This window comes from Agromyces protaetiae (assembly GCF_004135405.1).
In the GTDB taxonomy this organism is placed as follows: Bacteria; Actinomycetota; Actinomycetes; order Actinomycetales; family Microbacteriaceae; genus Agromyces; species Agromyces protaetiae.
In genome coordinates, this window is sequence record NZ_CP035491.1 from 3,450,397 (window position 1) to 3,473,932 (window position 23,536).

The following is a 23,536-nucleotide window of genomic DNA, read 5'->3' on the forward strand; positions in this document are numbered from 1 at the left end:
CTCAGATGTTGCGGATGTCTCCTCCGCACGCCGCGGGAACGACGACGGGGAGGTCGGCGCGAGCCGGCCTCCCCGTCGTGCGATCTTCGGGTGTCAGCCCGCGAGGTAGGACTCGACCTCGACCTCGCCCGACTTGATCTTGTCGGCAAGCGCGGTCACCTTGTCGGCGAGGTCGGCCGGAACGCGGTCGGCCCAGTCGTGGAAGTCCGCGAGACCGACGCCCTCGTTCTCGAGCGTGCCGATGAACGGGGTCGGGTCGAAGTTGCCGTTGCCGGCCTCGACGACGGCCTCGTGGACACCGACGTCGATGCCCTTGAGGATCGACGTGAGGAGGAGGTCGCCGACCGAGGGGTCGGTCTCGAACACGTCGGCGTCGACGCCGATGAGGGCGATCTGGCGGCCCGAGTCGCGAATCGCGACGGCGGCCGACTGGTAGATCGGGCCGCCGACGGGCAGGAGCACGTCGACGCCCTGGTCGATGATGCCCTGGGCGAGCTGGCGCGCACCGTCGTTGGCCTCGAAGCCGCCCGTGAACGAGCCGTCTTGCGCTGCGCGATCCCAGCCGATGACCTGCACGGCCGTGCCGTTCTCCTGGTTGTAGAAGTCGACGCCCTGAGCGAAGCCGTCCATGAAGATGCTCACGGTCGGGATGTTCATGCCGCCGAAGGTGCCGACCTTGCCGGCCTCCGATACGCCCGCCGACAGGTACCCGGCGAGGAACGCGGCCTGGGCGGTGTCGAAGATGATGGGCTTGATGTTCGGTGCGTCGGTCGTGCCGTCGAAGTCGGTGTCGACCATGTCGTCGACCGAGATGTAGTCGATGTCGGGGTTGGCCGTCGCCGACTCGAGGGCTGCGGGCGCGAGCAGGAAGCCGACCGTGACGATGGCGTTGCAGTTCTGGTCGACGAGGCTCTGCAGGTTCGACGCGAAGTCGGTCTCGGCCTGCGACTCGACCTTGATGGGGGTGACGCCGAGCTCAGCCGCGGCCTTGTCGAGGCCTTCGGCGCCGAGCTGGTTGAACGACTTGTCGTCGAAGCCGCCCGAGTCGGAGACCATGCAGGGCAGGAAGTCGCTCGCGGCTTCGCCGCCGCCGTCGCCCGACTCCTCGGGAGCGGCCGCACAGCCGGCCAGCAGGGCCGCGGCGCCGAGCAGCGCGAGACCGCCCAGGGCGCCCTTCTTCGTCGTGATCCTCACAGTGTTCCTCCAAAGACTGCACCCCGACCGACGCGGGGTTGGTGGAATCACGTTACCGAATGTTGCGCGTTCCCCTCAGGGGAGTTGCGAGTGGGAATCCCAATGGTTATGAAGACGCGACAATCTGCTCATATGAGCAGACCCGGCTACGGAGACGAGGGCGACTCGACGACGAGGTCTCCCGCGATGATGCGTTGGCGGAGCCCTTCGATCTCGCCCTCGAGCTCGGGGCTCACGAGCGAGGCGAGGTCGTGGAACGGCGCGATCTCGACCCCGCCGTTCTCGAGCGTGCCGACGTACGGCTCGTTCGTGAACGACCCGTCGAGCACGTCGCCGACGATCTCGACCATCGCCTGCTGGGTGTTCTTCAGCACGCTCGTGAGCAGGATCGGCCGGAACTCGGCCGACAGCGTCTCGAATCCGTCGCTGTCGACCCAGATGATCGACACCCCCGCCCGGCCGACGGCTGCCGCCGCGGCGCCCTCCCCCACCTGGCCCGCGACGGGCAGGATGACGTCGGCGCCCTGGTCGATGAACCCGTCGGTCAGCACGCGGCCCTTGTTGACGTCCTCGAAGTCGCCCGTGAACGAGCCGTCCTGCGCCTCCTTGTTCCACCCGAGGGCGCGCACGCTCGTGCCGTGCGCCTCGTTGTAGGCGGCGACGCCGTCGACGAATCCGTCCATGAACAGCGTCACCGGAGGCTGGTTGCCGCCGCCGAAGGTCGCGACGACGCCCGTCTTCGAGACGCCCGCCGCGAGGTAGCCCGCGAGGAACGACGCCTGCGCCGTGTCGAAGACGACGGGCTTCACGTTCGGCGCGTCGACGGTCTCGTCGACGATCGCGAAGGCGAGTTCGGGATGCGCGGCCGCCTGGGCGGTAGTCGCCTCGGCGAGCTCCCAGCCGACGGTCACGACGAGCGAGCAGCCGGATGCCGCGGCCTGCTCGACGTTCGGCACGAGATCGGTCTCGCCCGTCGACACGAGCGCGCGTGCCGTGACCCCGAACTCGTCTTCGGCCTGCTGCAGCCCCTCCCACGTGGACTGGTTGAACGAACGGTCTTCGAGGCCGCCCGAGTTCGTCACCATCCGCACGCACTCGTCGGCGGCGACGTCGCCGCCGTCGCCCGGCTCGGGCGCCGCCTGGCAGGCGGTCAAGGCGACGGATGCCGCGACGACGGCTCCGATCGCGAGAATCCGTCGTGCTCGAAGCATCCGTTGCCCTGCTCTCTGTTTAAAGGACGTCGCCCGAGCCGCCGAGGCGGAGCGCGTCGACGACCGCTTTCACACGCTGGGCGTGCTCGCTCGTGGTCACGAGGAGCGCGTCGGGCGTGTCGACGACGACGATGTCGTGCACGCCGATGAGACTGATGACCCGCTTCGAGCGACTCACGACGATGCCGCTCGACGCATCGGCGAGCACGCGCGCACCCGGTCCGAGGATCGCGAGTTCGCCGGAGCGCCCCGCCGTGTTGAGCTTCGCGAGCGACGCGAAGTCGCCGACGTCGTCCCACTGGAAGTGCCCGCGAACGACGGCGAGCCGCCCTCCGGCGGCCGCAGGCTCGGCGACCGAGTAGTCGATCGCGATCTTCTCGAGCTTCGGCCAGACGCGGTCGACGGCGGGGCCGCGCGTCGAGGGGTCGTCCCACGCTTCGGCGAGTTCGACGAGGCCCGCGTGCAGCTCGGGCTTGTTGCGCGCGATCTCGGCGAGGAGCACGTCGGCGCGCGCGATGAACATGCCCGCGTTCCACAGGTGCTTGCCGCCCTCGAGGTAGCGCTTGGCGGTCGCGAGGTCGGGCTTCTCGACGAAGCTCGCGACCGACTCGACGTGGTGGGCGCCGTCGATGTCGACATCGGGCCCGCACTCGATGTAGCCGAACCCGACGGCGGGCTCGGTCGGCGTGATGCCGATCGTGACGATGTAGCCCGCGTCGGCGGCCGCGACCGCGTCGGCGACCGCCTGCGCGAAGAGCGCCGAGCCCGAGATGACGTGGTCGGCGGCGAAGGAGCCGACGATGACGCCCGGCTCGCGCCGCTCGAGGATCGCGGCGGCCAGGCCGATCGCGGCCGTCGAATCGCGCGGCTCGCTCTCGAGCACGACGTTGACGTCGGCGAGGTCGGGGAGCTGCTCCTCGACGGCGGCCCGGTGGGCGCGACCCGTGACGACCATGATCCGCTGGTCTCCCGAGAGCGGGGCCAGTCGGTCCCACGTGTCCTTCAGGAGCGTCTGGCCCGACCCCGTGAGGTCGTGGAGGAACTTCGGAGCATCGGCGCGAGAGAGCGGCCACAGCCGCGACCCGACGCCGCCGGCCGGGATGATGCTGTAGAAGCGGTCGAGTGGGGCATCCTGCATCCGTCCAGCGTACTGGGCGGCCCTTCCCCGGGGCAGCGTCGATTCGATGTCTCGACGTCGAGAGACTTAGGACGACCTAAGCGGCGCGCCCGAGCACCCGGGACTAGACTCGCATCGGGCATTTCGCGCCCGGACGCCCGCCGTCGTCACGCCGGGCCACAAGCCATGGAGGGTTGTTCATGCCAGAGACTCAGGCAGGAACCCTGACCGCACCCACCCCGGCCAAAGAGCGGCCGGGCGGCACGCTCTACCGCGGCCGAGAGGGCATGTGGTCATGGGTGCTGCACCGCATCACCGGTGTCGCGATCTTCTTCTTCCTTCTCGTGCACATCCTCGACACGGCGCTCGTCCGTGTGAGCCCCGAGGCCTACAACGCCGTCATCGGCACATACCAGACGCCCATCATGGGCCTCGGCGAGGTCGCCCTCGTGGGCGCGATCGTGTTCCACGCGTTCAACGGCATCCGCGTCATCCTGGTCGACTTCTGGGCCTGGGCGACGCGCCACCAGAAGCTGCTCTTCTGGATCGTCGTCGGCCTGTGGGTCGTCACGATGCTCGGCTTCGCGCCCCGCCACCTCATCAACGTCTTCAGCCACTGAACGGGGGATCGACTGTGACCACCACCATCGAAGCGCCCCGCACTCCGGCTCGTCCCGCGCCCAAGCGCGGCCCGAACCTCGAGAAGTGGGGCTGGATCTACATGCGCGTCTCGGGCGTCGTGCTCATCGTGCTCGTCTTCGGACACCTCTTCGTGAACCTCCTCGTCGGCGAGGGCGTCCACGCCATCGACTTCGGATTCGTGGGCGGCAAGTGGGCCGACCCGTTCTGGCAGTGGTGGGACATCCTGATGCTCTGGCTCGCGCTCATCCACGGCGGCAACGGCATGCGCACGGTCGTCAACGACTACACGAAGCCCGGCACCGTGCAGCGCATCCTCAAGGGCGCGATCCTCCTCGCCGTCGTCGCGCTCATCGTCCTCGGCACGCTCGTCGTCTTCACGTTCGACCCGTGCCCGGTCGGCTCGCCCGCCGATCTGCTTCCCTCGTTCTGCGCCGCATAGGAGACCCGTGAGCACCGAGAACCACGTCGAGACCGCGGTCGTCGACGGCGTCCACTACCACCAGTACGACATCGTCATCGTCGGCGCCGGCGGCGCCGGCATGCGTGCGGCGATCGAGGCCGGCCCCGGCGCGAAGACCGCCGTCATCTCCAAGCTCTACCCGACGCGGTCGCACACGGGCGCTGCGCAGGGCGGCATGGCCGCGGCCCTCGCGAACGTCGAAGAAGACAGCTGGGAGTGGCACACCTTCGACACCGTCAAAGGCGGCGACTACCTCGTCGACCAGGACGCCGCCGAGATCCTCGCGAAAGAGGCCATCGACGCCGTCATCGACCTCGAGAACATGGGCCTGCCGTTCAACCGCACGCCCGACGGCAAGATCGACCAGCGCCGCTTCGGCGGCCACACGCGCGACCACGGCAAGGCGCCCGTCCGCCGCGCATGCTACGCGGCCGACCGCACCGGCCACATGATCCTGCAGACGCTCTTCCAGAACTGCGTCCGGCTCGGCATCGAGTTCTACAACGAGTACTACGCCCTCGACGTCGTCATGACCGAGGTCGACGGGGTCGAGCAGCCCTCGGGCGTCGTCGCATACGAGCTCGCGACGGGCGAACTCCACGTGTTCCAGGCGAAGGCGATCATCTTCGCGACGGGCGGCTTCGGCAAGATCTTCAAGACGACGTCGAACGCCCACACGCTCACGGGCGACGGCGTCGGCATCATCTGGCGCAAGAAGCTCCCGCTCGAAGACATGGAGTTCTTCCAGTTCCACCCGACCGGCCTCGCCGGTCTCGGCATCCTGCTCACCGAGGGCGCCCGCGGCGAGGGCGCGATCCTCCGCAACGCGTCGGGCGAGCGCTTCATGGAGCGCTATGCCCCGACCATCAAAGACCTCGCGCCGCGCGACATCGTCGCCCGCTGCATGGTGCAAGAGGTGGCCGAAGGCCGCGGTGCGGGCCCCCACAAAGACTATGTGCTCCTCGACTGCACGCACCTCGGCGCCGAGGTGCTCGAGACGAAGCTCCCCGACATCACCGAGTTCGCCCGCACGTACCTCGGCGTCGACCCCGTCGTCGAGCCCGTGCCCGTCATGCCGACGGCGCACTACGCCATGGGCGGCATCCCGACGAACGTCGCCGCCGAGGTGCTCCGCGACAACGACACCGTCGTCCCCGGCCTCTACGCCGCGGGTGAATGCGCGTGCGTGTCGGTGCACGGGTCGAACCGACTCGGCACGAACTCGCTGCTCGACATCAACGTCTTCGGCAAGCGCGCCGGCCGCAACGCCGTCGAGTACGTCAAGACCGTCGACTTCACGCCGCTCCCCGCGAACCCCGCGGGCTTCGTGAAGGGCATGCTCGACACGCTCCGCGACTCCACCGGCACCGAGCGCATCGCGGCGATCCGCAAAGAGCTGCAAGACGAGATGGACAAGGGCGCCCAGGTGTTCCGCACCGACGAGTCGCTCGCGCACGTCACGAACGTCATCGCAGAACTGCGCGAGCGCTACCAGAACGTCGCCGTGCAAGACAAGGGCAAGCGGTTCAACACCGACCTCCTCGAGGCCGTCGAGCTCGGCTTCCTCCTCGACCTCGCCGAGGTCGTCGTGTACTCCGCCCGCAACCGCAAGGAGAGCCGCGGCGGCCACATGCGCGACGACTACCCCAAGCGCGACGACGAGAACTACATGAAGCACACGATGGCGTACCTCACGGGCGACGCCCACTCGTCCGATGCGTCCGACCACATCCGGCTCGACTGGAAACCGGTCACCATCACCCGTTACCAGCCGATGGAGAGGAAGTACTGACGTGTCGATCGCCACGCTCGAGCAGCCGCCCGCAGAGGCCGCGCCCATCCAGTCCTTCACGGTCACGTTCCTCATCCGCCGGTTCGACCCCGACGTCGACACCGAACCGCGTTGGCAGGACTTCGACGTCGAGATGTTCGCGACCGACCGCGTGCTCGACGCGCTCCACAAGATCAAGTGGGAACAGGACGGCTCGCTGACGTTCCGCCGCTCGTGCGCGCACGGCATCTGCGGCTCCGACGCGATGCGCATCAACGGCCGCAACCGGCTCGCGTGCAAGACGCTCATCAAGGACCTCGACATCTCGAAGCCCATCTACGTCGAGGCGATCAAGGGTCTCCCCCTCGAGAAGGACCTCGTCGTCGACATGGAGCCGTTCTTCGCCTCGTACCGCGAGGTGCAGCCCTTCCTCCAGCCGAAGACGGCCGCCGCGCCCGGCAAGGAGCGCGTGCAGTCGGTCGCCGAGCGCGCCCGCTTCGACGACACCACGAAGTGCATCCTGTGCGCGGCGTGCACGTCGAGCTGCCCCGTCTTCTGGACCGACGGCCAGTACTTCGGGCCCGCCGCGATCGTCAACGCGCACCGCTTCATCTTCGACTCGCGCGACGACGAGGCCAAGGTCCGCCTCGACATCCTGAACGACAAAGAGGGCGTGTGGCGCTGCCGCACGACCTTCAACTGCACCGAGGCGTGCCCGCGCGGCATCGAGGTCACGAAGGCCATCGCCGAGGTCAAGCAGGCGGTCATGCGCGGTCGCGCCTGACGAGCGCCTGCTTCGGCAGAACCACACGACGAGAGGCCGGTGCCCGTAGGGCACCGGCCTCTCGTGTGCCTCCGAGACATCCGGATGTCTCGAGCTCCTCACGGCGCGGCAAGCCGCGCCGCGCACGAAAGCGGGGCGCATCCGGATGTCTCCGAATGCGCCCCGCCGGGACTGTCAGCCGTTACTCGACCTGGGTGCCGTCCTTGCGGCGCCGGGTGATCGTGTAGACCACCGCGATCCCGCCCAGCACGATCAACCCAGCCGCACCCCAGACCCACGGACCACCCGCGAACCCGGTCGCCGGCATCCCATGAGGCACCCGGACCACGACCGTCGACTCATCGCACAGCACCTGCGCGGCGACATCACCAGACTCCACGTAGCACAGCTCACCCGTGTTCGTCTCACTGGACGCCGTGGTCCTCGGGTTCAACGTCACCGCCAGCACCACATCAGGAGCCGTCGGATAGTTCTGACCCAACACCCCGAGCAGGTCGCACCGCAGGGTGCCGCCGTACCCGGCAGCATCCTGACCCGTGACCGCGCAGTTCTCGTACCGCGGGAACGCCGGCGCACCCGCCGTCGTGATCTCATCCACCCGCAGGTCGGCCGGGATCTCATCGAACAACGTCACGTTCTCCGCAGCACCCGTACCCGTCGCGGTCGTGGACAACGTGTACTCGAACGAGCTCCCCGGCACAGCCGACGTCACACTCGAGGACTTCAGAATGTTCACCACCTCGGGCCGATCGATCGCACACGTCGGCAACGCCATCGGGTACGCCGCAAGCACCGACTCCGACGGGTTGATCGAGAACGTGATCGTCGCCGGGTTCACCATGTCACGCCACGGATACGTCGGCACCGTCTCATCCAAGATCAGATCCAAGAACCGATCCCCCGGCGTCGGCGGCGTGATCAGATCCTGCTCCGTGATCGGACGCCACCCCGGGAACTCATACGGAATCCCATTCTCATCCACCGCAGCACCCGGCCAGAGGAACCGACCCGAACGCGCATCCCACGGAATCGTCTGCTCCTTGGTGAGGCTGCCGTCGGCCGAGGTCCACGTCACCGTGATCTCCTCGGGAGCGACGTTGTCGCTGACCTGCACGTCGTAGTACAGCCACGGCACGTCTGCGATGCAGCGGACGTAGGCGTTGGGCTGGATCCACTTGCGCGGAACCTCGACGTCGTCGCAGTCGTTGACCGGAACGAGGTCACCGAGGAACGGGTCCGTCACCGGAGGCTTCGGGTCCTTCGGGTCGTGCGGCCACCACGGCCACGGGAAGCCCCCGTGTCCGCCGCCGAACGTCGCCGTCTGGATGCCACGGGCCGTCGTGTCTTCGCCCTGCTCCGTCGGCGGCGTGAGGCTCACGCACGCGCGGTTCGGAATCGGGTTCTCATTGACGGCCGGAGGCGTCGGCGCCGGGTCGTCGGGACCGACGGCGGGCGGCAGGTCGACCGGGACCGGCGTGATGACCACCGGGATGGTGATCGTCACCACGAGCCCGGGCTCGAACGGCCCGACACCGTGTGCGGCGAACGCGTTGGACTCGTTCTCCTCGGTCTCGGAGTCGTCGGCCGGAGTGAGTTCCGTCCACGTGCCCTGTCCGACGAACGTCGCAGGCCCGGTCACGTCGAGTTCGGGATCGATGAGGTCCGTCACGTCGAGTTCGGCCACCGACTGGCTGCTGTTGTTCGTGACCTCGAGCACGAAGTCGAACGGCGTGCCGGCCTCGATCGCCGTCTCGCCATCGGGGAGGACGTACGACTTCTCGATGCTGACATCCACGAAGGATGCGACGTTCTCGATCGTGCAGTCGGTCAGCTTGCCCACCTTGACCGTGCCCACGGCGTCACCCGAGGGGGTGTCGGTGCAGACCCAAGGTTCGGCGTGGTAGTACGGCAGCAGCGGCGAGCCCGAGCGAGCCGGGACGACCGCCTCGCTGAGGGCGTAGTTGCCGGCTGGGACGACGAACGAGATGCCGTCGTCACCGTCTTCCGTCACCTCGGCGAGCGGGGACTTGCCCGTCAGGTTCCAGTCTCCCTTCTGCAGCGGCGGAGCCGGCAGGTCCTTGCCGTCGAAGGCCGAGTTGTCGACGACCTTGTTGAGGCGGATGAGACCCACCGGGATTGTGTCGCAGTCGTCGACCTTCGTCAGCACCGTGCCGTTGAGCAATGCGGCCTGGTTGAAGAAGCCCTTGCCGCTCTCGTGCTTCACGCACTTCACGTCATCGATGTCCTCGATGTGCGAGACGTTCGCGATCACGGAGATCCCGTACGTGTGGACCGTCGGGAAGAACCCGGACTGGGCCGCGATGATCCGACCGTCGGCGAGCTTCGTCACCGACTGCCCGTTCCACGCGCTCACGTTGTACGGCGGGAAGGCCGTCGCGTGGGCCGACACGATCTGCACGCCGTCGGGGAACCCGAGCTGGTCGTGAAGGTCGTAGTAGAGACCCTTCGAGCTGGCGTTCGTCACGGTCACGACGTAGTCGACCTTGAAGTTCCCGTAGTTCGGGTCGTTCGGGTTGTCGATGCGGTCGACCTTGACGAGGTGCTTCTCGACCGTCGCACGGCCCGGCTCCGAGCAGTCGCTCGCGACGAGCTTCTTGTGGTCGACCTCGAGGGTGCCGACATTGTTGAAGCCGCCCTCCTTCTCACCGCCGAGGCACTTGACGCCCGGCTTGCCGTGCTTGCCGCCGTCCCACGCGTCGGCCGAGACCTTCGCGCGCACCGTCACGGTGTACACCGCTTGGGAGTCGGGACCGAGGATCTTGTCGTTGGCGAGCGTGGTCGTCGTGTTCGGCAGGTTCCAGGAGCCCGACGAGGGACCGGGACCGACCCAGCTGGCCGAGACCGGGGTGATCCCGGCACCGAACTGCGAGAGCGAGTCCTTCAGGTCGTAGGTCATCCCGACCACCGTGCTGTCGTTCGAGACGGTCAGCTGGTAGATGATGACCCACTCGCCGTTCGGCTGCTGGCTGGTCGCGATCTCCTTCTTGACGAGACCCGGGATGGGCTTGCACTCGACGAAGTTGAACACGTCGAACTCGTTGTGCGGCTTCGTGAGCGTCACTTCGCCGAGGCCCTTGCTCTCATCGAGCTTGCAGCCGTCGGGGAACCGGACGTCCTTCTCGCCGATCTTCACCTTCGAGCCGGCCTCGTACGGGCTGTAGACGGTGTCCCAGACCTTGCCGGTCGGCGGGGTGCCGAGGGTGAGCGTGGCCGTGAGACCCTTCTTCGCGGCGTCATCGACGTCGTACGCGCGTCCGTTGAGCTTCCACGTCTTGTGGACCTCGACGGTCACCGGGATGTCGGCGCAGTCTTCGTCCGAGTCCTCGAACGTACCCGAGATGACGGTCGCACCGTTGAGCGCGCCCTTACCGTGCGGGTTGTGCTGCGACTCGCACTTGAACGTCTTCGAGACATCCTGGTCGCCGCCCGTCTTGAACGTGATCTCGATCACGTACGTGTGGGTCGCGTCGCCCGGGAGCTCGACGTCGTTCGTGATCCGACCGCTCGAACCGTTGATCCAGTTCGGCTCGATCGTCGCGTTCGCCGGCTTCGAGGTGACCGCGCGAGCCGTGATGGTCGCGCCGGTCGGGAAGTCGAGCACGTCGTCGAGGTCGTAGACCAGGGCCTGCGTGTCGCTCGAGTTCTCGACCGTGATCGTGTACCCGACCTTCCACGACGAGCCCGAGGCCGTGACCGGCGAGGTCACCGTCTTCTTCACCGTCGGTGTCGACGGCGACGAGCAGTCGGCTGCCTGCTGCTCGAGCGGGGTGCCCGGGTAGAGGATCGCGACGTTCCGGAAGCCCGTGCCGTCCTCGTTGTCGCCGACCTGGCAGTCGAGCGCACCCGGGTTGGAGTACGCCGACTTCGCGATCTGCGCGATGACCGTCACGTGGTAGACGTGCGCCGCCGGTGCGAGGCCGATCTGACGGTTCGTCGCGAGCGTCGTCGTCTTGTCGCCGTCGAGCTCACCCGCCGACCAGATGCCGCTGGCGGGGTTGCCGCCGGCCGAGGTCCACGAGGCCGACGTGGGCGTGATGCCCGCACCGAACTCGAGCGTGTCGTCGAGGTTGTAGAAGGTCGTGTACGTCGGGTTGCCCGTGACGGTCACGTCGTACTCGATCTTCCAGTCGCCCGACGGCAGCTGCTGCGTCTTGGTCACGGTCTTCGCGACCGTCGGGACGCCGCCCTCGAGCTTGCCGCAGTCATCGTCCGTCGACGTCTCGTGGCCGCTGTAGAGGTCGACCCCGTTGAAGAGCCCGCCTTCGCGCGGCTCACAGGTCGCCTCGTAGCCCGGGGGCGCCGAGACGTTGAACGTCACGGTGTACGTCACCTTGGCGTTCGCGCCGATGGGAGCCTGGTCGGATTCGGGGACGATGACGCCGTCGGTGAACTCCTGGTCATCGATGACGACCGTGTCGCCCTGCTTGACCGTCCACGAGTTGATCGTCACAGCCGGGTCGAAGTTCGGCACCTCGGTGAGCCAGTAGTAGCCGGCCTTGCCGTTCGAGTTGTCGACCTCGACCTTGTACGTGACGTTCCACGTGCCCGAATCGATGTCCTGGTCGGTCGACGTCCACGTCTTCTTGACCGTGGGCTTCGTCGGGCTGTCGCACGCGTAGTCCTTCACCGTCTGGCCGCCCGAAGTGAGGGATGCCTCGTTGTTGAAGGCCTTCTTGCCGGAGCCGTCGGGCACGGGGCAGACCCCGCCCTTGTCGGCGTTGCCGATCACGCCCTCGGGAACGTCGATGCCCGTGACGGTGATCGTGTACACCTGGTCGGGGCTGCCGCTCGGGCCGATGTACGCGTCATCGGCGAGGACGCCGCTGCCGTTCCATCCGCCGATCGCGGCACCGCCGGGACCGGTCGCCGACGCGCTCGCGTACGTGATGCCGTTCGCGAACTGCAGGCTGTCGGAGAGGTCGTAGAGACCACCCGCGGGGCCCGTGCTCTTGACGGTGATCTTGTACTGGATGCTCCACTTGCCGTCGTCCCCCTGCACGACGCTGCCGGGGACGACCACCTTGTCGTGGGCGATGTTCGCCTTCGGGATGGAGACGCAGGCGCTGTCGCGGAGGTCCTGGTTGCTCGACGTGATGGTCGCCGAGTTGATGACACCGCCATCCTTCGCGTCACAGTTCAGGAGCGTCGCGTCGGTACCGACCTTCACCCTGACCGTGATGGGGTGCTGGTTGACCGTCGGGTTTCCGGGGCTGCCTGCCGCGATCGAGATCGCGCCGACCGGGACGCCCGTCGGACCGCTCACGAGGGTGACTCCGGCCGGGAGCGTGACGTTGGCCGGAAGGTCGGACGCGGTGTACCAGAGCGCGTTCGGCGTCGTGTTCGTCACCTTGATCGTGTAGGCGACATCCCACTGGCCGGGCTCGCCGGCGACGGGCGTGGCCGTTCCGGGCAGCTTCTCGACCGTCGGGAGTGTCGGCTCGGCGCAGTCGGCCTTGTCGATCTGCCCGTTGAGCGTCGCGACGTTGCGGAAGGCCCGGTTGCCAGGCTCTGCCTGGCAGTCGAGCGGACCGTCGCTCGCGAACGAGGTACCCGCCGCGATCTTCGCGTTCGCGGTGATCGTGTAGACGTGCGTTCCGTCGGCGGCAATCGAGGTGCCGGCCGGGGCGAGCGTCGTGTTCGCGCCGCCGTTCCAGCCCGGGACCGGGCTCGCCGGCCCGCCGGTGACGGTTGCGCTCGCCGAGTTCACCGTGACGCCTGCGCCGAAGTGGAGCGTGTCGGTGAGGCTGTAGGTCGTCGCGAGCACCGGGCTCGGGTTCTCGACGGTGACCTCGTAGACGATCGTCCACGTGCCGTCGGCGTTCGCCGTGAGGCTCTTGACCTTCTTGTCGTGGGTCACGACCGCGGGCTTCGCCGTGTTCGTGATCTCACACGTGATGTCGGCACCGAGCGCGATGCCGGTGAGCTTCGCGGTGCCCGTGCCGGTCTGCTCGAGCGAGCCGCCGCCCGTGCACGACCAGTTGCTCGCCGTGAACTCCGACGCGTGCTCGAACCCGTTGACCGGCGCCTCGGAGAGGTTGTAGGTCGTGTTCGCCCAGATGTCGCCGTTCGCTGTGCCGTCACCCGAGAACGAAGGAGCGTTGTCATTCGTCGGAATCGCCGAGAGCGTCCAGTTCGTGATCGGGACGACGTTGCCGCCGACCTTCTTCACGAGCTTGAGCTTCGGCGTGACGTCCTTGTTGTAGAACGTGCAGACCGCGCTCTCGCCGAGCTTGAGGGTGATCTGACCGCCCGCCTGGCTCCCGCCGACGCACTGGACCGCCGATGCTTCGGTGTACCCGGCGACCGGGTCCTCGGAAAGCGTGAAGGTACCAGGCGTCACCGTCTGCTTCACGTTGTGGTTGAAGACGAGCGCGCCGGCCTTGAGCTTGCCGTTCCAGGCTTCCGGCCCGAGGCCGCCGCCGTGGGAGTTCGTGACATCCTTCTTGAGCGTCAGCTCGGTCGTGCAGGTGACGGTGTTCTTGAGCGTCACGACGGTCGAGCCCGAGCCGGGCTGTACGCTCGCACCGCCGGCGGGGAGCGCGGCGTATGCGCCGTCGCCGACCTTGTACTCCTTGGTCACTGCCGAACACAGCGGCTTCAGCGGCGAGATCGTCTCGTTGACGTTCACCGCTCCGTTGCTCGTGAGGTCGACCTTCGTTCCGAACGTCTTCGCCCCGGCGGGAACGCCGGGCCCGGTGAGCGTCGGGACGTTCGTGACACCATCCGGGAACGTGTTGAGCGTGAGCGGAACGTCGTTGACCACCCACTGCTTGTTGACGGTGATGTCGGTGGGCGCCTTCGTGTTCTTGATGATGATCGAGAGGGAGTCTCCGACCGCGACATCCGGAACGTCGATCGGCAGGACTGTGTCGGTCGTGGTCACACCGTTGTGCGTGATCTCCGCTTTCACGAACTGGTAGCCGGCCGGCGAGGCGAGGCTCTCGTCGACGACCAGATCGGTCTCACCGTCCTGGTGGGTGTAGCTCACCACGAAGGATGCCTGGCCGGAGGCGTTCGTGACCTGCGGCGACGCACTCAGCGAAGCGTCGTCGCTGTTCTCGGTGGCAGAGATGCTCCAGCCCGCACCGGCGACGCCGTTGTTGCCGTTCGCGTCGGTGATGAGCTTCGTGACGTTGACGTTCGTCTTGCAGGTGAACTTGTTGACGATGTCGATGAGCTCGTTCTTCAGGTTGTCCCACTCGGGCTCCTGGAAGTAGTCCACGTCCTTCTCCGCACCCGAGACGGCCCGCAGGTTGAGGCCTGCCCCGATCCCGTTGATGCCTGCGCCGACTCCGACGCCGATGACCTTGACGCCCTGGTTCTTGAGCGCGTTGGCCGAGAAGATCGCGGCTTCGAGCGAGCGCACGGTGACGTTCGTGCTGTTCACCGGGGTGCCGCCGGGGCCGACGTTGTTCGGGGCACCGTCGGTCACGAACAGGAGGAGATCGTAGTCGCGGAGGGGGTTCGAACTGCTGTAGCTGTTCGAAACCTCGCGGAGGGCGTCGTCCCAGTTCGTGCTGCCGGTCGAGGCGCTGCCGCCCGTCGCGGTGTACTCCTCGATGTCGTCGACGATGCTTCCCCAGTTCGTGCCGACGGGCCGCAGGTCGGGCCAGTTGTCGAGGTCCTCGGCAGGCGACTGGTCGTTGAAGCTGAAGAGCGCGACGTTCGAGGTGGACAGCGAGCCGAGCAGCCCCTGCCCGACTCCGCCGTTCCCGATGAGCGCGTTGCGGAAGGCGAGACGTTGCGTGTCGTTCAGCGAGCTCGAGAGATCCATCTGGATCGCGACATTGAGCCCGCCGGAGCACTTCGGCTGGACGGGCGGGTTGTCGAGCGAGTTCGCCACGACGCCGTACGACTGGTACACGGCGTTGTCGTAGTTCGTGTTGTTCGAGGAGCGCGTCAGGTTCGGGAAGTTGTACACCTGCCCGCCGCTCAGCTGGTCGGTGCGGCCGGGGTAGTGGACCTCGGTGGTGGGGCCGCTGACGTTGCCGACGTAGAGCGTCGGGTTCGCGTAGGTTCCGAGCGGCTTCGTGACCTCCTGGACGAAGACACGCGCGCCGTTGAGTTCGCCGCTGTTCGCGGCCACGTCGATCAGGATGTCGCAGAAGTCGGCATCGGTGGCGATGGTGCACGAGGCGTCGGTGATCTCGGTGCCGATCATGTTGCTGGTGTTGTTGTTGCCGCTGATCCGGTACGCCTGGAACTTCGCCCCGGCGTTGCCCGTGAAGTTGTTGAGCTCGTTGGGGGTCCAGATGCCGGCGGCCTTGTAGAAGAGCCGCTTGTGGACGCGGATCGTCGCGGTGTCCTGCGGTGCCGCGAGCGGCGCGACCTCGGGCGCGAGGAGCCGGGCCGACTTCTGCGGCGGCTCGGTCGTTGCGGGCGGCGTCGTCTCCTCCTCGGCGGGAGGAGTGGTCTCCTCCTCGGCCGGGGGCGTCGTCTCTTCGGCCGGCGGCGTCGTCTCTTCGGCCGGAGGCGTGGTCTCCTCGGCCGGAGGCGTCGTCACCTCCTCGGGCGTCGTTGCGGGAGTCTCCGTCGACTCCGTCGTCTGCGAGGTCTCGGGCGGCGTCGTGCCGTCACCCTCTGCGAACGCGACGGTCGGCAGGCCGAGCGCGAGGAGCGCGCCGGCGGTCACCGATGCGACGATCGCTGTCAGTCTGCGGCGTCGGTCTTCCCTGCGCTTCCGGCGCGAACGTCGGGTCGAGTTGGCCGATTCGGGCACATTGCGGAAGCTCATCGTCGTCGAGTCCTTCAGCATCGGGTTACAGCGCACGTCGGGATGCGGCACTGCATTGCGGCTGAGTCAAACAGAATCGGCGCCATATCCGACAGTTCCTCAGTGTCACCAAAATGGGGGCCACCGTCAGATAAATCGCCTTTGACCTGGCCTTTCTATTCCGCCGACCCCCGAAGACGGGGTGATTTCGAAAGTTGCGGATTCATGGATCTACCGACGGATTCGTTGTCGAAACGTTTCGATCAAGGCGGGATGCGTCGTGGTCGACGCGTATCGGCGCGGAAATCGTCGTCCGCACACGAAAGCGGGGCGCATCCGGATGTCTCCGAATGCGCCCCGCCGGGACTGTCAGCCGTTACTCGACCTGGGTGCCGTCCTTGCGGCGCCGGGTGATCGTGTAGACCACCGCGATCCCGCCCAGCACGATCAACCCAGCCGCACCCCAGACCCACGGACCACCCGCGAACCCGGTCGCCGGCATCCCATGAGGCACCCGGACCACGACCGTCGACTCATCGCACAGCACCTGCGCGGCGACATCACCAGACTCCACGTAGCACAGCTCACCCGTGTTCGTCTCACTGGACGCCGTGGTCCTCGGGTTCAACGTCACCGCCAGCACCACATCAGGAGCCGTCGGATAGTTCTGACCCAACACCCCGAGCAGGTCGCACCGCAGGGTGCCGCCGTACCCGGCAGCATCCTGACCCGTGACCGCGCAGTTCTCGTACCGCGGGAACGCCGGCGCACCCGCCGTCGTGATCTCATCCACCCGCAGGTCGGCCGGGATCTCATCGAACAACGTCACGTTCTCCGCAGCACCCGTACCCGTCGCGGTCGTGGACAACGTGTACTCGAACGAGCTCCCCGGCACAGCCGACGTCACACTCGAGGACTTCAGAATGTTCACCACCTCGGGCCGATCGATCGCACACGTCGGCAACGCCATCGGGTACGCCGCAAGCACCGACTCCGACGGGTTGATCGAGAACGTGATCGTCGCCGGGTTCACCATGTCACGCCACGGATACGTCGGCACCGTCTCATCCAAGATCAGATCCAAGAACCGATCCCCCGGCGTCGGCGGCGTGATCAGATCCTGCTCCGTGATCGGACGCCACCCCGGGAACTCGTACGGAATCCCATTCTCATCCACCGCAGCACCCGGCCACAGCAGTCGCCCGGAACGGGCATCCCAGGGAACGGTCTCCACCTTGGTGAGCGACCCGTCCGCCGAAGTCCAGGTGACGGTGATCTCTCCCGGCGCCACGTTGTCGGTGACCGTGACGTCGAAGTAGAGCCACGGCACATCGTTGACGCAGCGGACGTACGCCGCGGGCTGGATGCGCTTGATCGGCACGTCGGCCGTCGCACAGTCGTTCTCGGGGTTCTCGTCCTTCGCGGTCGAGACGCACGCCTCGTTGGGGATCGGCGAGACGTCGAGCGTCGGCACGGGCGGCGCAGGGTCGTCGGGCCCGACCGCGGGCGGCGTCGGAAGCGCCGGAACCGGCAACACCCGCACCGGAATGCGGATCGTCGTCGTCGCGCCGGCCGGGAACTCGCCCGTGTACGTCGCGGCGAACGCGCTGTCGGTCGGTCCGGATGTCTGCGCCCACGTTCCGGGCAGGACGGCCGGGACGGTCGTGAACTGGGCTGCGCCGATCACCTCGAGCTGCGGGTCGATCGCATCGACGACTTCGAGGTCGTCGACCGCGACATCCCCGTTCGTCACCGTGAGCACCCACGTGAACTCGTCGCCGACCTCGACGGCTTCGACGCCCTCGGCGAGCTCGGCCGACTTCTCGATCGAGACGTCCCGCGGCGGACCGCCGTTCGAGACGTAGCAGTGCACGACGTCGGTCTTGCCGACCTCCACCGAGAAGCTCGACTCTCCGGTGATCTGGGACGGCGCGTTCGGACCGTGCGGCCCGCCGACCTTGCAGACGACGCCTTCGAGGCTGTACCCCGGCTTCTGCTTCTCGTCGAAGGTCACCGAGCGCGACGAGTGGCCCTCGCCGTAGCCGCTCACGTAGTACGGGTCGGTCACGCCGCCCGCCTCGGTCTCCTGCGATACCGGCGAGACATCCGCGCTCTTCGCGTCGAATCGCCACCCGGCTGCGGGCACGCCGTCGACGTCCTTGTGCACGAAGACGGTGCCGCCGCACAGCGCGACGGCGATCTCGTGGAGTTGATCGCCGAGCGTGGCGTAGTTCGTCGTGGTCGCGTAGTCGGCGGTCGCGATGTTCGAGCCCGTGAAGAGCTGCGGGCCCGTGATCGCCTGCAACGAGAGCGGCGAAACGCGCGGCCCGACGCCGACGGCGAAGACCTTGGTCCCGCCCGACTTCATCGCGTTCGCGGTCTGGATCGGCGGCCACAGGGCCTCGAACGACCCGTCGCCGAACTCGCCCGGGTTCGCCGGATTCACGGTGTTCGGCTGGCCGTCGGAGATGACGATGACGAGGTCGACCTGACCGTCGGCGAAGCCGCCGAAGGTGTTGTACCCGACCTGGAGGCCGCGCGCCCAGTTCGTGTACCCGCCGCTCGAGAGGATCGACCACGAGCCCTTGACCGCGGCGAGGTTCGCGGAGTCGAGGTTCGTCGCCGGCAGGAGCTGCGCGGCATCCGTCGCGAACGCCGTCACCGAGATCTGCGACCCCGTGTCGACGAGCGAGTCGGCGAACGTGTTCGCGGCGGCCTTCAACTGCGCGATGCCGCTCGACTCGATCGAGCCCGAGGCGTCGAGCACGAGTGCGATGTCGACGCCGCACGAGTCGGCGAGGTCGGGGTTCGGCTTCACGATGCCGTCGACGGCGGGCGGATGCGAGACGGCGGCGCGGAGCGGCGAGGTCTCGGACTCGACGAGCGCCGGCGGCGCGGAGCCCGTGGCCGCGGAGGTGCGGCTCGCAGCCGCCGGGTCGGCCGACGGATCGGGCACGACGGCCAGCGGGTCAAGAGCGGAATCGCCGTCCGCCGCGGGCGGAGTCGCCTCGGGCGCGGGGTCGGGTGCGGGAGCCTGCTGCTCGGGGCCCTCCGTGGCGTCGGGTGCGGCCGGCGGAGTCCCGCCCTGGTCGCCCGAAGCGGGATCGGGGACTTCTGCAGGGGATTGCGTCGCCTCGACGGGAGTCGACGTCGTCGAGGCGGTCGTCGGGTCGGGATCGCCCTCGGCTGCGTTGGCCGTCATCGCGGGGATGGTGAAGACGAGAGCTGCTGCGAGCAGAGACGAGGCGACGGCCATCGACGGTCGCCGCTGGAATCGAGAGGTTCGGCGTACCGCGTTCGCGGTCTTGCGATGAGACAAGGGCGGCTCTCCCTTCGTTCACGGGCACGTGATTCGGGTCCGGGCCCTCGTGTGTCGAGTTCCTCCCATAGTCCTGAGGAATGCTCACGCTGGGATTCCCCACTTCGGGGGGGGTCGCTCGTCGTCACCGAACCGGGCCCGCCGTCCGCACACGCCCGCCGCGAGACATCCGCTCGTTCCCACCCTCGGTATCGTGGGGCTGTGGCCGCCCGCGGATCTGACTCCTCCCGCGACGGCGCGCGCCCGGGAGCGGATCGCCCCGAACCGAACCGCGACTCCGGTCCCGGCATCCGCGAGCGTTTCGAACCGCAGATCCAACGCGTCACGACCTTGACCAAGCGCACCCTCGCACTCTTCCCCGTGCGGGTCTGGCGCCGGTTCCTCGCGCAGAACGGCTTCATCCTCTCGGCAGGAATGAGCTACCAATCCCTCTTCGCCGTCTTCGCCGCGCTCTACGTCGCGTTCGCCGTCGCGGGTATCTGGCTCACGGGCAACCCCGACCGCCTCAACGCCTTCGTCACGCTCGTCAACACGTACGCGCCGGGCCTCGTGAGCGACGGCGGCCAAGCCGGCGTCGTCTCGAAAGACGACCTCGTCGCGATCGCGACGCGGTCGACGAGCCTCTTCGGCGTCACGGGCGTCGTCGCCGTCGGCGGTCTCATCTGGACGGCCATCGGATGGGTCACCTACACCCGCACGGCCGTCCGCAGCATCTTCGGACTTCCGAAAGATACGCGGGCCTACGTCATCCTGAAAGCGCGCGACTTCCTCGCGGGATTCGGGTTCGGTGCCGTGCTGCTCATCGCGGCCGTGCTCTCGATCATCGCGACGAGCCTGCTCGACTGGTTGCGCGACTTCTTCGGCTGGGACTTCGGATCGGGATGGAACTCCGCGTTCATCCAGTTCGGCGCGCTCGCGGTCGTGTTCGTCATCGACACCCTCGCCCTCGCCGTCATGTTCCGCTTCCTCTCGGGCGCGAACATGGCCTGGCGGCGCATGTGGGTGGGGTCGCTCCTCGGCTCGGCCGGTCTCGCCGTGCTGCAGTTCTTCGGCGGCGTGCTCCTCACGGGCGCGAGCGCGAACCCGCTGCTCGCGACCTTCGCGGTCTTCATCGGTCTGCTCCTGTGGTTCCGGTTCACGAGCATCGTCATCCTCGTCGCCGCCGCCTGGATCGCCGAAGAGGCGTCGGACGCCAACGACTCGCTCCTCGATCTCTCACCCGAGGAGCAGGAGGCCGAGCGCCAGCGACGCGAGTACGCGGCGCTCGTCACGGCGGGCGAGGTCGAGGTGCGCGAAGCGCGAGAGGATGTCTCGCAGGCGAACTGGATCGAGGGGTTCTCGGCCCGCCGACGGCTCGCGCGCGCCGAGCAGGATCTCGCCGACCTCGTCGCGTCGCCGCCGCCCGCCGTCGTCGCGGCACGCGCGAAGAAGGATGTCGGCGGGCTCCCCTAGGATCGAATCCATGCCCCAGAAGCCCCTCCGCATCGCGTCCGTCAACGTCAACGGGGTGCGGGCTTCGTTCCGCAAGGGCATGGGCGAGTGGCTTGCCTCACGCGAGGTCGACATCCTCGCGATGCAAGAGGTGCGGGCTGCGACCGACGACCTCACGGGTCTCCTCGGCGACGAGTGGGACGTCGTGCACGACCCCGCAACGGCAAAGGGCCGAGCGGGCGTCGCGATCGCGAGCCGCCGCCGGGCTTCGATCCACCGCGTCGAGCTGGGCGACACCGACTTCGACACCGCGGGCCGCTGGCTCGAGGCCGATTACGAGGTCGGCGAGCGCATCGTCACCGTCGTGAGCACGTACGTACCGACGGGCGAGGCCGACACGCCCAAAGAGGTCGAGAAGCTGCGCTTCCTCGACGCGATGGAAGCACGGATGCCCCGGCTCGCCGAGCACTCGGCGCTCGCGCTCATCGTGGGCGACCTGAACGTCGGCCACCGCACGCTCGACATCAAGAACTGGAAGGGCAACGTCAAGAAGGCCGGCTTCCTGCCCGTCGAGCGCGCCTACTTCGACCGCTTCGTCGGCGCCGAAGACGACCCCGCCTACAACACCGGTGCGGGCCTCGGCTGGATCGACGTGGGCCGCAAGGCCGCGGGCGAAGTGCCCGGCCCCTACACGTGGTGGTCGCAGCGCGGCAAGGCGTTCGACACCGACACGGGCTGGCGCATCGACTACCACCTCGCGACGCAGGCACTCGCCGAGACCGTCGTCTCGTACACGGTCGACCGGGCCGCGGCCTACGACGAGCGATGGTCCGACCACTCCCCCGTCGTCGTCGACTACGCGATCTGACTTCTCCGAGCCATCCGACTTCTCCCACTGAGGATCACCATGAGCACCGAACGCCCCATCGTCTTCTCGGGCATGCAGCCCTCGAGCGACTCGCTCCACCTCGGCAACTACCTCGGCGCCCTCGTCAACTGGGTCGCCCTGCAAGACGAGGTCGACCCCATCTACTGCGTCGTCGACCTGCACGCGATCACGGTCGCCCAAGACCCCGCCGCGCTCCGCGAGTCGACCCGTCGCACGGCCGCGCAGTACCTCGCCGCGGGCATCGATCCCGAGCGATCGACGCTCTTCGTGCAGTCGCACGTGCCCGCACACGCCGAGCTCGCCTGGGTGCTCTCGACCATCACGGGCTTCGGCGAAGCGAGCCGCATGACCCAGTTCAAAGACAAGTCGGCCAAGCAGGGCGCCGACGGGGCGACCGTGGGTCTCTTCACCTACCCCGTGCTCATGGCCGCCGACATCCTGCTCTACGACACGTCGCTCGTGCCCGTCGGCGACGACCAGCGCCAGCACCTCGAGCTCACGCGCGACCTCGCCGGCCGATTCAACTCGCGCTTCGGCGAGACGTTCCGCATCCCCGAGGCGTACATCCCCGAGACCTCGGCCCGCATCTACGACCTGCAAGACCCGACCTCGAAGATGTCGAAGTCGGCGGCGTCCGACGCCGGCCTCGTGCGCGTGCTCGACGAGCCGAACGCCACGGCGAAGAAGTTCAAGTCGGCGGTGACCGACGCCGAGCGCGAGATCCGCTACGACCGCACGGCGAAGCCCGGCGTCTCGAACCTCCTCGACATCTATGCGGCGGTCACGGGCCGCGGCATCCCCGAGATCGAGGCCGAGTACGCGGGCCGCGGCTACGGCGACCTGAAGAAAGAGCTGGCCGAGGTCGTCGTCGACCGACTCGCGCCGATCCGCGCGCGCACCTTCGAACTGCTCGCCGACCCGGCCGAGCTCGACCGCATCCTCGCGCTCGGCGCCGACAAGGCCGCCGAGCGCGCCGAGGTGAAGCTCGCAGAGGTGTACGAGCGCGTCGGGTTCGTGCGGCGCGGGCGCTGAGGCCGGCGTCGTGTCCGGTTCGGCGGTCGTCCTGTTCGATCTCGACGACACGCTCATGGCCCACCGCGAAGCGGTCGTCACGGGCATCGGGCGCCATATGCGCGATCTCGCATACGAGGGCGACGAAGCTCACGCCGCAACCCTCTGGCACGACCTCGAGGAGGAGCACTACCACGCGTACCTCGCAGGCGACCTGACCTTCGAGGGGCAGCGGCGCGCTCGCGCCCGCGCGTTCGCCGCCGCCCACGGCGATGCCCTCGACGATGAGTCGGCAGGGCGCTGGTTCGAGTCCTACTTCGAGCGCTACCGCGAGTCGTGGTCGCTCCACGCCGACGCACTGCCCGCGTTCGCGGCGCTCGAGCAGGCCCTGCACGGTGTGCGCTTCGGGGTGATCACGAACGGCGAACTCGACTTCCAGACCGCCAAGCTCGCCCGGCTCGGGCTCGAGCGGCGCTTCGACCACGTCGTCGCCTCGGGAGCATTCGGGGCGACGAAACCCGATCCGTCGATCTTCCGGCACGCGGTCGACCTGTTCGCCGCCGACGCACCGGTCGCGCTCGCCGTCTACGTCGGCGACCGCCTCCGCACCGACGCGATCGGCGCCGCCCGTGCCGGGCTCACCGGCGTATGGCTCAACCGGCATGCGATCGAGCCCGCAGCCGACGAGCGGGCCGAGGCCGAGGCATCCGGAGTGCTCGAGATCGCGACCCTCGCCGAACTCGCGCCGCTACTCGCCGCGCTCGCATAGCGCACGCCCCTCCCACGACGCGCGTTTGTCGGACATCGGCGTGATTGTCGGACGAGTTCGCGCTCTCACGTCCGACAAACGCCCGATTGTCCGACAAACGCCGGGGTCGTCAGGCGATTGTCCGACAAACACCCCGGGGGCGTCAGGCGATTGTCCGACAAACACCCGGGACGTCAGGCGATTCGCCCGGGGCAGGCGCTGCCC

13 protein-coding genes are annotated in these 23,536 nt (G+C 68.0%); 8 read left to right on the forward strand and 5 right to left on the reverse strand.

All coding sequences use genetic code 11. The features are described from left to right. Positions 1-93: 93 nt before the first annotated feature. The 3 genes from ET445_RS16060 to ET445_RS16070 form a co-directional block, all read right to left on the reverse strand. Complete coding sequence (locus tag ET445_RS16060; protein ID WP_129192165.1) at positions 94-1,194, reverse strand: BMP family lipoprotein; 1,101 nt, start codon at positions 1,192-1,194, stop codon at positions 94-96. A gap of 146 nt (positions 1,195-1,340) precedes the next feature. Continuing rightward, on the reverse strand, positions 1,341-2,405 hold the full coding sequence (locus ET445_RS16065; protein ID WP_129192166.1) for a BMP family lipoprotein: 1,065 nt from the start codon (positions 2,403-2,405) through the stop codon (positions 1,341-1,343). 19 nt (positions 2,406-2,424) lie between these two features. Further along, a complete protein-coding gene (locus ET445_RS16070; protein WP_129192167.1) occupies positions 2,425-3,543 on the reverse strand; it encodes a mannose-1-phosphate guanylyltransferase in 1,119 nt (372 codons plus the stop codon). 179 nt (positions 3,544-3,722) lie between these two features. Here ET445_RS16070 and sdhC point away from each other — a divergent pair, with 179 nt between their 5' ends. From sdhC to ET445_RS16090, 4 genes are read left to right on the forward strand one after another with little or no spacing between them, the layout of a single operon-like run. Then, a complete protein-coding gene (gene sdhC, locus ET445_RS16075; protein WP_129192168.1) occupies positions 3,723-4,142 on the forward strand; it encodes a succinate dehydrogenase, cytochrome b556 subunit in 420 nt (139 codons plus the stop codon). Positions 4,143-4,156: 14 nt separating this feature from the next. Continuing rightward, the gene (locus ET445_RS16080) at positions 4,157-4,603 is read left to right on the forward strand and encodes a succinate dehydrogenase hydrophobic membrane anchor subunit (protein ID WP_243695238.1); all 447 of its coding nucleotides are present in this window, start codon (positions 4,157-4,159) and stop codon (positions 4,601-4,603) included. Between the two features lie 7 nt (positions 4,604-4,610). Next, the gene (gene sdhA, locus ET445_RS16085; protein ID WP_129192169.1) at positions 4,611-6,416 is read left to right on the forward strand and encodes a succinate dehydrogenase flavoprotein subunit; all 1,806 of its coding nucleotides are present in this window, start codon (positions 4,611-4,613) and stop codon (positions 6,414-6,416) included. Between the two features lies 1 nt (position 6,417). Then, the gene (locus ET445_RS16090) at positions 6,418-7,179 is read left to right on the forward strand and encodes a succinate dehydrogenase iron-sulfur subunit (RefSeq protein WP_129192170.1); all 762 of its coding nucleotides are present in this window, start codon (positions 6,418-6,420) and stop codon (positions 7,177-7,179) included. A 181-nt stretch (positions 7,180-7,360) separates the two neighbouring features. Here ET445_RS16090 and ET445_RS16095 read toward each other — a convergent pair whose 3' ends face one another. Then, complete coding sequence (locus tag ET445_RS16095) at positions 7,361-15,832, reverse strand: hypothetical protein (RefSeq protein ID WP_129192171.1); 8,472 nt, start codon at positions 15,830-15,832, stop codon at positions 7,361-7,363. 457 nt (positions 15,833-16,289) lie between these two features. After that, a complete protein-coding gene (locus tag ET445_RS16100; protein ID WP_129192172.1) occupies positions 16,290-19,115 on the reverse strand; it encodes a VWA domain-containing protein in 2,826 nt (941 codons plus the stop codon). Positions 19,116-19,562: 447 nt separating this feature from the next. Here ET445_RS16100 and ET445_RS16105 point away from each other — a divergent pair, with 447 nt between their 5' ends. From ET445_RS16105 to ET445_RS16120, 4 genes are read left to right on the forward strand one after another with little or no spacing between them, the layout of a single operon-like run. Beyond that, a complete protein-coding gene (locus ET445_RS16105) occupies positions 19,563-20,684 on the forward strand; it encodes a YihY/virulence factor BrkB family protein (protein WP_243695239.1) in 1,122 nt (373 codons plus the stop codon). A 10-nt stretch (positions 20,685-20,694) separates the two neighbouring features. Next, positions 20,695-21,531 (forward strand): exodeoxyribonuclease III, encoded by an 837-nt coding sequence (locus ET445_RS16110; RefSeq protein WP_129192174.1) that lies wholly within the window; start codon positions 20,695-20,697, stop codon positions 21,529-21,531. 39 nt (positions 21,532-21,570) lie between these two features. Continuing rightward, complete coding sequence (gene trpS, locus ET445_RS16115; RefSeq protein ID WP_129192175.1) at positions 21,571-22,584, forward strand: tryptophan--tRNA ligase; 1,014 nt, start codon at positions 21,571-21,573, stop codon at positions 22,582-22,584. A 10-nt stretch (positions 22,585-22,594) separates the two neighbouring features. Then, positions 22,595-23,332: an HAD family hydrolase gene (locus ET445_RS16120; RefSeq protein ID WP_129192176.1), complete on the forward strand. Its 738-nt coding sequence runs from the start codon at positions 22,595-22,597 to the stop codon at positions 23,330-23,332. The last annotated feature ends 204 nt before the right edge of the window (positions 23,333-23,536 follow it).